Here is a 13,054-nt window from a genome sequence, read left to right as displayed (position 1 = left end):
GACCTTATCTTTATTCAACATCATTTATTTGATATTGGATAGATTCTGAATGATTTAGATCTACGTTAAAAGTAGCAGTCATAAGGAAAGTTGCAATTCCAAGGATTAAGAAAAGGACGAATGAGACTAGAGAGATGTAAAGACAAATACGCCCTATGTTCTTTTTTTCAAGATCGTTACTAAAGAGTGAAATGATCCATGTAATAATACCGATTGGGTATAAAAGAAAACTAAGAATATATAATGTTATTTTTTCGAATGAATTCATAAAAAATCCCCCTTTTGTTGAAGTTTATATAAGTACGAAAGTAAAAAGGTGAATGGGCCCATAAGAAGATAAACAACACTTCATCTGTTTTTCTAATTATATGATAAAAAGGAAAAAATTACACTTTAAATAAGAATATTCTAATTATTTCGACTCTGAATATTTCCAAGCTTGTCCGTATAAGCTAAAATAAGGTATATAGTATTTTGATGAATGTGTTAAAAGAAGATAATACGTTAGGGTGATATAAAATGTGGCGGAAGCTTACGATTATTGTAGTGTTACTTTGTTTAGCGGGATACGCAGCTTATGAACAGTTTGGTAATAAAGAGCAGGCGGTAAAAGTGAAGCAAGAAAAAAGTGAAGCTGCGATGAAAGAGATTATCGCAAGGAATGGTATTGAAATAGGGAAGAGTGCGCCAGACTTCGAATTAACGAAGTTAGATGGAACGAATGTAAAGCTATCAGATTTAAAAGGAAAGAAAGTGATTTTAAACTTTTGGGCAACGTGGTGTGGACCTTGCCAACAAGAAATGCCGGATATGGAGGCTTTCTATAAAGAACATAAAGAAAACGTAGAAATTTTAGCAATCAACTATACGCCTTCAGAAAAAGGTGGGGGGGAAGAAAAGGTAAGCAATTTTGCTAAAGAAAAAGGAATTACTTTTCCTATTTTATTGGACAAGAACATTGATGTGACAACAGCGTATAAAGTAATTACGATTCCAACTTCGTATTTTATAGATACAAAAGGTGTCATTCAAGATAAGTTTATTGGGCCGATGACGCAAAAAGAGATGGAGAAAAGGGTTGCTAAATTAAAATAATGGTGAAAAGGTAGAGGTGGAGAGTTCCCATTTCTGCCTTTTCTTTTTCAAGTAGTAATAACTTCATGATATGATGTAAGAAATATAATCGTTTAGAGATAAAGGAGTGTATGGAGTGGGGAATGTATCCTTACCGTTAGATTATGTTGTAATTGATTTTGAAACAACAGGATTTAACCCTTATAATGATAAAATTATTCAAGTTGCAGCGGTGAAATATCGTAATCATGAACTGGTAGATCAATTTGTTTCATACGTGAATCCAGAGCGGCCAATTCCGGACCGAATAACGAGTTTAACCGGTATTACCAATTATCGTGTTTCAGATGCACCGACGATTGAAGAGGTATTACCTTTATTTTTAGCATTTTTACATACAAATGTTATTGTGGCCCATAATGCTTCTTTTGATATGCGCTTTTTGAAAAGTAATGTAAATATGCTAGGGCTACCTGAACCTAAAAATAAAGTAATTGATACTGTATTTTTAGCGAAGAAATACATGAAGCAGGCGCCTAATCATAAACTTGAAACGTTAAAGCGAATGCTTGGAATTCGTTTAAGCTCTCATAATGCATTTGACGATTGCATTACGTGTGCTGCTGTTTATCAAAAGTGTGCAGCTATTGAAGAAGAAGGACAGAGAAAAGTAAATAAGGTCTCACTTGATGAAATCGTAGTATACGAAGCGGTGAAAGAAATGCTTGCACGTAATAAACGTAATGTAGAATGGCTACGTTGTATGAATGTAGGAAGTTATTTAGATATAAAAGCTTTTTATCCAGTTATGAGAGTAAAGGTAAAAGGGCGAAAGAAATATATATTAACAGAGATATTAGAAGATGATGTGAAAGAAATATGTACAAGCTTAAAATGTGAACCAGCGTTAAAAAGTGAAGTTGGTAATACGAGAATTATGCTTAATAGCTTAGAGGATGTTATGAAATTAGAAAGTTATATTTTAGAACAGTATGATTTTGTGTTACAGGCGCTTCATGATTATAAAGAAAATGAAATGAATGCAGATGAAAAGTTGAAAGAGTATTTAAATATTATGGTATAAAAAACTCCGTGTACAATATATTGTACACGGAGTTTTTTTAGGAGTACTAAAACATAAAATTTTCTTACAAATCTGATTAAAGAGTTTTTCGTTTGCTCATACTATGTAATAAGAAAGCGAAGGAGAGAGGGTGAACAACATGAGAAGAAGTCGCCGTAAATCGTTTGAAGAACTTGTAAATGAAAATAAACAACAATTATTAAGCGATCGTGATGCAATTGATCGCATTGAAGAGCGCATCGAAAAACGTTATGAAATGAAACTTTTTAAGCAAGCTGAATAATTCTTAACGCTAGTACGATACTAGTGTTAAGGAGGCGATAGTAATGGGTAATCCGAAAAAAAATTCAAAAGACTTTGCACCAAATCATATTGGAACACAATCGAAAAAAGCTGGTGGAAATAAAGGAAAGCAAATGCAAGATCAAACAGGTAAACAACCGATTGTTGATAACGGTTAAAAAGGAGAATGTTATCATTCTTCTTTTTTGTGAGGAAATGAAAGATGAGTTTTTAGCAGTAATATGAAAAAAAGGGCTGACTTTTGTCAGCCCTTTTTCGTAATCGTGAAATTTTCAACGAGTAAACGCCAATTTTGCGGGAATGGTAAACCGATTTTCCAGTAACTAATACCACCTATACCTTGTTCTTTCATTAAATTGAATTTACTTTGAACAGACCGTGAATCTTCAAACCAAACTTCGTGTTGCACGCCGTTTTCATCAAAATAATTAAAATGAGGAGCTTGGGCTGTGAAATCATAACGAATAGGAACATTATATTTACGAGCTAGTGCAACAGCTGCGACAGAGCTAATTGCTTTTGCGGGTGGATTTCCTTGTTTAAATGGAAGCTTCCAATCAAACCCGTATAAATTTTGCCCCATCATAATTTTTTGTGGAGGCATTTGAGATTTTGCATATTGAAGTACTTCTTTCACTGGACCGATAGGAGAAATCGCCATCGGTGGACCGCCTTGCCATCCCCAGTCATATGTCATAATGACGACGAAATCAACAATTTGCCCTTGCGCTTTATAATCGTGAGCTTCGAAAAATTTTCCCTTTTGATTTGAACTTGTTTTCGGTACGAGAGTTGTGCTCAATGTGTACCCGCTAGGTAAGCGTGTTTTTACATTTCGTAAAAAGCGATTATACGCCTCGCGGTCTTCAGGTGCTACACTCTCGAAATCGAAATGAATGTCTCGCATGCCATATTTTTGAGCTGTTTGCAAAATGTTAGTAATAAATTTGTTTTGAATCGTTGCGTCGCGTAAAATAACTGATGTTAGATCGGCACTGAAATTACCATTTTCAATATTTGTAATAACGAGCATAGGGATTGTTTTACCTTGCGTTGCAATATTAGCAATTTTAGCTGTTTCAGTAGGTTCTTTTAATGTGCCATCTCTTTTTGCCTCAAAACTAAAATAGGCTAAGTATGTTAAAAATGGATTGATGGCGCGTGTCGCATTAACTAAACTCTCTTTAATCGGTATAGTTGAAGGTTGTAAATAAGCGATGGATTCTACAGCTCGTTTTGTGCCTTTTGGTACATATAATTGTTGTCCGACATGGAGAATAGATTTTAAAGATAAATTATTAACTTTAGCTAAACTAGCGAGGGGGACATTATATGTTTGAGAAATTCGATATAGGCTGTCACCAGGCTGTACATAATAATTATTTCCTTTCGTATTAACGATAAGTGCCTGACCAACAACGAGCGTTTCAGCTGGATTTAGTCCATTGTCTTTTACTATTTCGTCAGGTGTTGATCCATATTTTGATGCCAAGCTATATACGCTATCACCACTACGAACAGTTACAATTTGAATCATATGCTGGCTCCTTTCAGTAAAAGATTCACTGTTTTTATTTTATTTTTGATGTTACTGTATTATGATTAAATGTATGCAAGGTAGCAGAAGTGAAAGAAGGCGAATACATATGTTTGTAGCAGAACATGAAGTTGAAATCCGTTATGCGGAAACAGATCAAATGGGTGTTGTTTACCATTCAAACTACTTAGTGTGGCTTGAGTTAGGTCGCACGAAACTTATACAAGATTTAGGTTTTTCATATGTTGAAATGGAGAAAGAAGGAATTATTTCTCCTGTGTTAGATTTACAAATTTCATATCGTAAAGCGATGCGTTATGGAGAAAAGGCAATCGTAAAAACATGGGTAGATACTGTGAGCCCGCTTCGCGTTGTATATGGATATGAAATATATAATGGTGATGGTGATCTTTGTATTACTGCAAGTACGACGAATATTTGTGCGAAAAAAGAAGGATTCCGCCCTGTATCATTTAAAAAGTTATATCCTGAGTGGTATGCGAAATATGAGGAAATTAAGAAAAAATAAAAAAGCGTGGCAGAAGCCGCGCTTTTTTATTTTTCATAATTAAATTGTGGGAAGTCGTCACCTTCATTAAGTGTAACAGATAAATTATGTCCATCGAAGAACCATTCATCATCGCCTTCAATAAAGAAGTTAATACCTTCTTCTTGAATTTGAACAGCAGGGTGTGCAGGATCATCTTTACGAATACCTAAAGAAAGTCCTTTTTGCACAGTACTGCAACCACCGTATTGTACGAAAAAGCGTAGTGTTTCATTTGATTGTAAGTTTAATTCAGTTTTATACCATTGTGCTGCTTCTTTTGTTACGGAAAGATTCATGTATAGTTCCTCCAAGTTATGTTGCTTTTTCTTTAGTATAAAAAATAACGCAAAAAGACGCTATTAATATGCTTCACGTTTTCTTTTTGCGTTATGTGGGTTACGATCTTATTTTTGCTTTTTTGAAAAGTTTGCTTTTGGTTCAGTTTTATTTATAATTCGTCCGATATTTGCACGGTGTTTATAAATAACCATACCTGCTAATAAACACATCGCAATAATGAAGATTTTATCCCCGCTAACAATGGATGCAATAACAGCAACAACTGCTGTTACCATAGAAGAAAGTGATACGTATCTTGTTGTAAATAAAAGGGTGAAAAATACAACAGCCAATATTGCAAAAACAACTGGTGAATAGCATAATAGCACCCCAGCAGAAGTTGCAACTGCTTTACCACCACGGAATTTCGCGAAGATCGGGTAGACATGTCCAAGAACAGCCGCTAATCCGAACCATAGTGGGTGAATATCTAATCCGAAAATCATTGGTAGACTTGTTGCTAATGTCCCTTTTAAAATGTCAGCAATTGTAACGGTAAAACCTGCTTTTTTCCCTAATGTACGGAATGTGTTTGTTCCGCCTAGATTACCGCTCCCGTGCTCACGAATATCGATTCCGTAGCCAATTTTTCCAACAACTAGTGCAAATGGAATCGAGCCAAGTAAGTAGGCAACGATAAATAAAAGATATGTAGTAACCATAAGTTCAGTCTCCTTTATTCAAATGTGTTGATAAAGGGTAAAAAGAGTTTTTCCCGTATATTGTACCATACATTTGTAAAGAGCACATTTCTTTTTTGTAAATGAAAAATTCATTATTTCGTGAAAAAAATTTCACAGTAATGTTACATTTCTCGCAGAAACAGCAAGACTATATGTAGTAACATTTTAATCAAAAGACAACAACATATTGGTGGAGGGTTATAAATGTTACAAAATAATACACGTGGAGAAGAATTAATGAAAGTGTTCGAGACGATAGTCCACGGCAATGAACAAGATTTAATGCAAGAAAATGCAAATGTAGACGGCCGCTCTCCAATGGGTGTAATGGGAACGTTCGCATCTGAGAGTGCAAAATATTATGCTGTTGAGAATTTATTGTCAGATCAAGTGAAAAAAGCGATAAATGAAAATATATTATATCCACATGATTTAGATTTTTATGCGACAGGAACGACGACTTGTTCGCAAATTCCGTTAGCGCAAATGCTTGCTAACGGTTTTCATACTGGACATGGACATATGAGACAACCACAAGACATTAAAAGTGCATTGGCTCTTTCGTCTATTATTTTTCAAGCGAATCAAAATATGCAGCATGGCGGTCAATCGTTTGCACTCTTTGATATTGATTTAGCACCTTATGTACGAAAAACAATTGAGAGACATAAAAAACGATTACAATCATATCCGCTTACGAAAGAACAAATAGAAGAATTTGCATGGAAAGAAACGGAAAATGATACGTATCAAGCGTGTGAGGCTTTCGTTCATAATTCGAATAGTATGCATAGTAGGGGCGGAGGACAAGTACCGTTTATTTCTATTAATTACGGAACAGATACGTCAAAAGAAGGAAGAATGTTAATTAAACAACTATTAAAAGCGACACAAGCTGGACTTGGTAAAGGAGAGACACCAATTTTTCCGATTCAAATTTTCAAGATGAAAAAAGGTGTGAATTTTGAAGAAAGTGATCCGAATTACGATTTATTTGAATTAGCATTAGAGACAACTGCAGAGCGATTATTCCCTAACTTTTCATTTTTAGATGCTCCGTTTAATGCAGTGCATTATGATGGAAGACCAGAAAGTGAAGTATGTTACATGGGATGTCGTACCCGTGTTATGTCTAATATACATGGAGAAGAAACAGCGATTGGTAGAGGGAATTTATCATTTACGTCTATCAATTTAGTGAAATTAGCGTTAATTAGTGGTTCAAAAGAAGCATTTTTTGAAGCGCTAAACTACTATTTAGATTTAGGAATTAAGCAGTTATTAGAAAGATTTGCGTATCAATGTACGAAGCGAGCAAGAGATTTTCAGTTTTTATATTCACAAGGTGTATGGCGTGGTGGAGAAGCATTGCAGCCTGAAGACTCCGTAGCTTCGATTTTAAAACAAGGGACGTTAAGTGTTGGTTTTATCGGTCTTGCGGAATGTTTAGTAGCTTTAACAGGAAAGCATCATGGGGAAGATGAAGAATCATGGAAACTTGGGTATGAAATTATTTCCTTTATGAGAGATAGAATGGATAAAGCGACAGAAGAACATCAACTGAATTTCTCGATAATTGCAACTCCAGCAGAAGGATTATCAGGAAAGTTTGTGAAAAAAGATAGAGAAGAATTTGGCGTAATTAGCGGTATAACGAACCATAATTACTATACGAATTCATTCCATATTCCAGTTTATTATAACATTCAAGCGATAAATAAAATCCGTTTAGAAGGCCCGTTTCATGCTCTCTGTAATGGAGGACACATTACGTATATTGAACTAGACGGAGCAGCGATGCATAACAAAAAGGCATTAAAACAAATTGTACAAGCCATGGCAGAACATGGCGTTGGATACGGTTCAATTAATCATCCTGTTGACCGTTGTAAGTGCTGTAGTTATCACGGGGTTATTGGAAATGAATGTCCAAGTTGCGGGAATGAAGATGAGGCTAATATAGAAAGAATTCGCCGTATAACAGGCTATCTTGTAGGAGATATGTCGAAGTGGAATAGCGCGAAACGTAGTGAAGAGATAGATCGGGTGAAACATAAATGAAAGTGATGAATATTATTCATGATAGTGTAGTAGATGGAGAAGGATTGCGGACAGTCGTGTTTTTTGCGGGCTGTCCGCATCGTTGTGTCGGTTGCCATAATCCAAAATCGTGGAATATTTGCAACGGAACGGAAATGACAGTAGAAGAAATTGTGAAAGAGATTGCAAGTAATCCATTAACTGATGTAACATTTTCAGGTGGAGATCCATTTTTTCAAGCTGCTGAAGTGAAAAAGGTAGCAAAAATCGTGAAAGATTTGAAAAAAAACCTATGGATGTATACAGGTTATACGTTAGAAGAGATACAGAGTTCTCAAAATAATGATATGATAGAGTTGTTACATTATGGGGATGTTTTAGTCGATGGAAGGTTTGAAATTGAGAAAAAAGATTTAACACTTCCATTTCGCGGAAGCTCCAATCAACGTATTATTCGATTGAAAGAGTAAAAAGGCGGGATAGATTATATGAATAAAACAGTATTGCTTGTTGAAGATGAAAGAAGATTACGTGAAATTGTTAGTGATTATTTTCGTAATGAAGGCTTTGAAGTAATCGAAGCAGAAGATGGAAAAAAAGCGTTAGAGTTATTTGCAGAGCATGAAATTGATTTAATTATGTTAGATATTATGTTACCGGAAATAGATGGATGGTCTGTTTGTAGACGAATTAGAAAAGAATCAGCAGTACCAATTATTATGTTGACAGCGCGTTCTGATGAGGATGATACATTGCTAGGTTTCGAATTAGGTGCAGACGAGTATGTAACGAAACCATTTAGCCCGAAAGTGTTAGTAGCTCGTGCAAAGACGTTATTGAAACGTGCGGATGGTGCGGTAGGTATAGCGGAAGAAAATGCTATGTCTTTAGCTGGAATTGAAGTGAATCGTCTATCTAGAACTGTTTTAGTAGATGGAGAAGAAATTATATTGACACATAAAGAATTTGAACTTCTCGTTTATTTAATGGAGAACAAAGGAATCGTTTTATCACGTCAACATTTATTAGACCAGTTATGGGGATATGACTATTACGGTGATGACCGAACAGTTGATACTCATATTAAAAAACTTCGAAATAAGTTGGGAGATAAAGCGAAGCATATCGGTACTGTTATTCGAGTTGGTTATAAATTTGAAGAATAATCTAGAACGATTTGTGTAATTTAGCCTAGGGAAATGGCAATTTTATACTCTCTTTTGAAGGTAGAATGTACAAAAAATACTTTTCTTGTCTACAATGTTAGATAGGAGTATTTTTTTAATTGGATTTCACGATGAGTTCACAAGAAGGACACAAAACGTGACTATACTGAAAATACGAATTCACCAGAGAGGGGAAATAAAACATGGGATATTACGACGGACCAAATTTAAATGAAGAGCATAGTGAAACGAGAGAAGTGAGAAAATCAGGTAGTAAAAAAGGCTATTTCTTCACAGGTTTAGTGGGAGCTGTAGTCGGAGCGGTTTCGATTAGTTTTGCAGCACCATATATGCCATGGGCTCAAAATAATGGAGCACCAGTATCATCATTTAGTTCGGATTCAAAAGTAGAAGGTACTGTAGTTCCTGTTGTAAATAAAGCGAAAAATGAAACTGATTTACCTGGTATGATTGAAGGAGCGAAAGACGTTGTTGTAGGTGTTATTAATATGCAGCAAAGTGTTGATCCATTTGCAATGCAACCGACAGGTCAAGAACAACAAGCTGGTTCAGGATCAGGTGTTATTTATAAAAAAGCAGGAAATAAAGCATATATTGTAACAAACAACCACGTAGTAGATGGTGCAAATAAACTTGCTGTAAAACTAAGTGATGGTAAAAAGGTAGATGCAAAGTTAGTAGGGAAAGATCCTTGGTTAGATTTAGCTGTTGTTGAAATTGACGGCTCTAATGTGAATAAAGTTGCAACTTTAGGTGACTCAAGTAAAATCCGTGCAGGTGAAAAAGCAATTGCAATCGGTAACCCACTAGGATTTGATGGAAGTGTAACGGAAGGCATTATTAGTAGTAAAGAACGTGAAATTCCAGTTGATATTGATGGCGATAAACGACCAGATTGGCAAGCACAAGTTATTCAAACAGATGCAGCGATTAACCCCGGTAATAGTGGTGGTGCATTATTTAACCAAAATGGTGAAATAATTGGGATTAATTCAAGTAAAATTGCACAGCAAGAAGTTGAAGGAATTGGATTTGCTATTCCAATTAATATCGCAAAGCCAGTTATTGAATCACTTGAAAAAGACGGAGTAGTAAAACGTCCAGCTCTTGGAGTAGGTGTCGTTTCGTTAGAAGATGTGCAAGCTTATGCAGTCAATCAATTGAAAGTACCGAAAGAAGTAACGAATGGTGTTGTATTAGGTAAAATTTACCCAATATCACCGGCAGAAAAAGCTGGTTTAGAGCAATATGATATTGTAGTAGCATTAGATGATCAAAAAGTAGAAAACTCACTTCAATTCCGTAAATATTTATATGAAAAGAAAAAAGTAGGCGAGAAAGTAGAAGTTACATTCTACCGTAACGGTCAAAAAATGACGAAATCGGCTACTTTAGCAGATAATTCAGCTACAAAGAATCAATAATCGAAATAAAAGAAAGTCTCTTTCATATTGAAAGAGACTTTCTTTATCGGCTATACTAAAGGAATAGGAGGGATTAATTATGACAATTGAAAACCCAACTCGTACGGAAATTGGTGAAGTGTTAAAGAGAAGCAAAACAATTGCGGTTGTTGGATTATCAGATAAGCCAGAACGTACATCGTATATGGTTTCAAAAGCAATGCAAGATGCTGGATACCGTATTATTCCAGTTAATCCAACAGTAGATGAGGTGCTTGGAGAAAAGGCAGTTTCTTCACTAAAGGATATTAAGGAACACGTTGACATAGTAAATGTATTTCGTCGCTCAGAGTTTTTAATGGATGTTGCAAAAGAATTTGTAGAGATTGATGCAGATGTTTTTTGGGCACAATTAGGAGTACAAGATGAAGATACATATAAACTTTTAAAAGAAAAAGACTATACTGTAATAATGGATCGTTGTATTAAAGTAGAACATGCGATGACAAAATAGTATAGATTTAAAAGTAGAAAGATTGATTCAGCTCTCATTATAGATAAGTAGGGCCGATGAACGAGGTGTTCATCATGAGATTTTTTAAAGGCTGTTTTTGGGGATTGTTATTTGTAATCCCATTTTGGATCTTGATCATTTGGATCATAATAAAGGTTTGGAATGTGTAATCTTGGAATACATATCCATTTCTCGTTGACAAACGATTATTTTTCTGAAATAGTAGCCTAGAGGAATCCTTGTGAGAAAACAAGGATTTTTCTATTGAAGATGGTATATAAAAGAGATAAGATAACTTGCCAAAACTATAGTCGAGGCGTTATTCTATAATAGAAACATATGTTCTGATTTTGGATTAGGAAAGGGGCAAGGAGTTTGGCGAAGCATCAGTTCCAATATAATGAAGATGCGATTCAAGTGTTAGAAGGACTTGAAGCCGTTCGAAAACGCCCGGGTATGTATATCGGGAGTACGGATAGCCGTGGATTGCATCATTTAGTATATGAAATAGTAGATAACTCCGTTGACGAAGCGTTAGCGGGATTTGGCGACGAAATTTCAGTCGTAATACATAAAGATAATAGTATTAGCGTTATAGATAAAGGGCGAGGAATGCCTACGGGAATGCATAAACTTGGGAAACCTACACCTGAAGTTATTTTAACTGTACTTCATGCAGGTGGTAAGTTTGGTCAAGGTGGCTATAAAACGAGTGGTGGTTTACACGGTGTTGGGGCATCAGTTGTAAACGCTTTGTCAGAATGGTTAGTAGTAACAATTAAACGTGATGGTAACATTTATGAACAACGCTTTGAAAATGGTGGCGTTCCTGCAACGACGTTAGAGAAAATCGGGAAAACAAAAGAGTCTGGTACGACAATGCACTTCAAACCAGATACAACGATTTTCAGCACGACAAATTACAATTATGAAACATTATGTGAGAGATTACGTGAATCTGCATTCTTATTAAAAGGAATGAAAATCTCGATAAAAGACGAACGTAATGATTTAGAAGATATATTTCATTATGAAACAGGAATCGAAGCTTTCGTTTCATATTTAAACGAAGAAAAAGATTCAATTCACCCGGTTGTATATTTCACTGGTGAACAAAACGGGATTGAAGCAGAACTAGCATTCCAGTTTAATGATGGTTACTCAGAAAATATTCTTTCGTTTGTAAATAACGTACGTACAAAAGATGGTGGAACACACGAAGCTGGATTTAAAACAGCAATGACGCGTGTGTTCAATGAGTATGCTCGTAAAGTTTCATTATTAAAAGAAAAAGATAAAAATTTAGAAGGTACAGATATTCGTGAAGGTGTAGCGGCTATCGTTTCTGTACGTGTACCAGAAGAAGTACTTCAGTTTGAAGGACAAACGAAAGGGAAACTTGGTACAAGTGAAGCTCGTTCTTCTATTGATGCCATTGTATCAGAGCATTTAGCTTACTTTTTAGAGGAAAACCCGGATGTAGCTACACTTCTTGTGAGAAAGGCAGTTAAAGCAGCGCAAGCACGTGAGGCTGCTCGTAAAGCGAGAGAAGAAGCACGTAGTGGTAAGAAGAAGAAAAAATCAGAAGGTACGTTAAGCGGGAAGTTAACACCTGCACAATCACGTAATCCTCAGAAAAACGAATTGTATTTAGTAGAGGGTGACTCTGCTGGTGGTTCAGCGAAACAAGGACGAGACCGTCGTTTCCAGGCCGTATTACCATTACGTGGTAAAGTAATTAATACAGAGAAAGCAAAGCTTGCTGATATCTTTAAAAATGAAGAGATTAATACAATCATTTATGCGATTGGCGGCGGTGTAGGAAATGAATTTGATGTTGAAGATATTAACTACGATAAAGTTGTAATTATGACCGATGCCGATACGGATGGAGCTCATATTCAAGTATTGTTATTAACGTTCTTCTACAGATATATGAAGCCACTTATCGAAGCGGGTAAAGTGTTTATCGCACTCCCTCCTTTATACAAAGTAAGTAAAGGAAAAGGTAAGAGTGAAGTAATTGAATACGCTTGGTCAGATGAGGAATTAGACGGTGTAACGAAAAAAGTTGGAAAAGGCTATATGTTACAACGTTATAAAGGGCTTGGTGAAATGAATGCGGATCAATTATGGGAAACAACAATGAATCCTGAAACGCGTACATTAATTCGCGTGAAAATTGATGATGCAGCAAGAGCAGAGCGTCGCGTTACAACATTAATGGGCGATAAAGTAGAACCGCGCCGTAAATGGATTGAACGTAATGTACAGTTTGGTATGCAAGAAGAAGGAAATATTTTAGAAAATGAAATGATTATGGAGACGGAGGTGGAATAA

General features: G+C 35.7%; 15 protein-coding genes. 11 read left to right on the top strand and 4 right to left on the bottom strand.

Annotation, left to right across the window (positions count from 1 at the left end):
• Positions 1–10: 10 nt before the first annotated feature.
• Positions 11–268 carry a hypothetical protein gene (locus ACS2FK_RS27600; protein WP_016123225.1) on the bottom strand — a complete coding sequence of 86 codons (258 nt, stop codon included), beginning with the start codon at positions 266–268 and terminating at the stop codon, positions 11–13.
• Between the two features lie 251 nt (positions 269–519).
• Between ACS2FK_RS27600 and ACS2FK_RS27595 the strand changes: the two genes are divergently transcribed.
• From ACS2FK_RS27595 to sspN, 4 genes are all read left to right on the top strand, one after another.
• Positions 520–1,095, top strand: coding sequence for a redoxin domain-containing protein (locus tag ACS2FK_RS27595; protein WP_000269083.1), 576 nt, complete (start codon positions 520–522; stop codon positions 1,093–1,095).
• A 115-nt stretch (positions 1,096–1,210) separates the two neighbouring features.
• On the top strand, positions 1,211–2,158 hold the full coding sequence (locus tag ACS2FK_RS27590; protein ID WP_063548329.1) for a 3'-5' exonuclease: 948 nt from the start codon (positions 1,211–1,213) through the stop codon (positions 2,156–2,158).
• A gap of 139 nt (positions 2,159–2,297) precedes the next feature.
• On the top strand, positions 2,298–2,441 hold the full coding sequence (locus ACS2FK_RS27585; RefSeq protein WP_001254699.1) for an FbpB family small basic protein: 144 nt from the start codon (positions 2,298–2,300) through the stop codon (positions 2,439–2,441).
• Between the two features lie 43 nt (positions 2,442–2,484).
• Positions 2,485–2,619 (top strand): acid-soluble spore protein SspN, encoded by a 135-nt coding sequence (gene sspN, locus ACS2FK_RS27580; protein WP_000527987.1) that lies wholly within the window; start codon positions 2,485–2,487, stop codon positions 2,617–2,619.
• Between the two features lie 86 nt (positions 2,620–2,705).
• Here the strand turns inward: sspN and ACS2FK_RS27575 are convergent, their stop codons facing one another.
• The gene (locus tag ACS2FK_RS27575) at positions 2,706–3,998 is read right to left on the bottom strand and encodes a glycosyl hydrolase family 18 protein (protein WP_000614858.1); all 1,293 of its coding nucleotides are present in this window, start codon (positions 3,996–3,998) and stop codon (positions 2,706–2,708) included.
• A gap of 109 nt (positions 3,999–4,107) precedes the next feature.
• Here ACS2FK_RS27575 and ACS2FK_RS27570 point away from each other — a divergent pair, with 109 nt between their 5' ends.
• On the top strand, positions 4,108–4,527 hold the full coding sequence (locus tag ACS2FK_RS27570; protein ID WP_000495808.1) for an acyl-CoA thioesterase: 420 nt from the start codon (positions 4,108–4,110) through the stop codon (positions 4,525–4,527).
• 26 nt (positions 4,528–4,553) lie between these two features.
• On the opposite strand, the gene ACS2FK_RS27565 is transcribed toward ACS2FK_RS27570, so the two are convergent.
• Together ACS2FK_RS27565 and plsY are read right to left on the bottom strand one after the other, a co-directional pair.
• A complete protein-coding gene (locus tag ACS2FK_RS27565) occupies positions 4,554–4,844 on the bottom strand; it encodes a HesB/YadR/YfhF family protein (protein WP_001054455.1) in 291 nt (96 codons plus the stop codon).
• 108 nt (positions 4,845–4,952) lie between these two features.
• Positions 4,953–5,549, bottom strand: a complete 597-nt coding sequence (plsY, locus tag ACS2FK_RS27560; RefSeq protein ID WP_000258974.1) for a glycerol-3-phosphate 1-O-acyltransferase PlsY — start codon at positions 5,547–5,549, stop codon at positions 4,953–4,955.
• A gap of 225 nt (positions 5,550–5,774) precedes the next feature.
• Here plsY and ACS2FK_RS27555 point away from each other — a divergent pair, with 225 nt between their 5' ends.
• The 6 genes from ACS2FK_RS27555 (at position 5,775) to parE (ending at position 13,054) form a co-directional block, all read left to right on the top strand.
• Positions 5,775–7,631 (top strand): anaerobic ribonucleoside triphosphate reductase, encoded by a 1,857-nt coding sequence (locus ACS2FK_RS27555; RefSeq protein ID WP_000940082.1) that lies wholly within the window; start codon positions 5,775–5,777, stop codon positions 7,629–7,631.
• Positions 7,628–8,080: an anaerobic ribonucleoside-triphosphate reductase activating protein gene (gene nrdG, locus ACS2FK_RS27550; protein ID WP_000867078.1), complete on the top strand. Its 453-nt coding sequence runs from the start codon at positions 7,628–7,630 to the stop codon at positions 8,078–8,080. Before ACS2FK_RS27555 ends, nrdG begins: the two co-directional genes overlap by 4 nt.
• A gap of 18 nt (positions 8,081–8,098) precedes the next feature.
• Complete coding sequence (locus tag ACS2FK_RS27545; RefSeq protein WP_063548327.1) at positions 8,099–8,776, top strand: response regulator transcription factor; 678 nt, start codon at positions 8,099–8,101, stop codon at positions 8,774–8,776.
• A gap of 203 nt (positions 8,777–8,979) precedes the next feature.
• On the top strand, positions 8,980–10,221 hold the full coding sequence (locus ACS2FK_RS27540; RefSeq protein WP_000542643.1) for a S1C family serine protease: 1,242 nt from the start codon (positions 8,980–8,982) through the stop codon (positions 10,219–10,221).
• A 79-nt stretch (positions 10,222–10,300) separates the two neighbouring features.
• Complete coding sequence (locus tag ACS2FK_RS27535) at positions 10,301–10,714, top strand: CoA-binding protein (RefSeq protein WP_000151397.1); 414 nt, start codon at positions 10,301–10,303, stop codon at positions 10,712–10,714.
• A gap of 375 nt (positions 10,715–11,089) precedes the next feature.
• Positions 11,090–13,054 (top strand): DNA topoisomerase IV subunit B, encoded by a 1,965-nt coding sequence (gene parE, locus ACS2FK_RS27530; protein ID WP_001062197.1) that lies wholly within the window; start codon positions 11,090–11,092, stop codon positions 13,052–13,054.

Origin of the sequence: Bacillus cereus group sp. BceL220 (assembly GCF_051776965.1) — a bacterium.
Classification (GTDB): domain Bacteria; phylum Bacillota; class Bacilli; order Bacillales; family Bacillaceae_G; genus Bacillus_A; species Bacillus_A cereus.
This window is presented reverse-complemented; position numbering and strand designations above follow the sequence as displayed.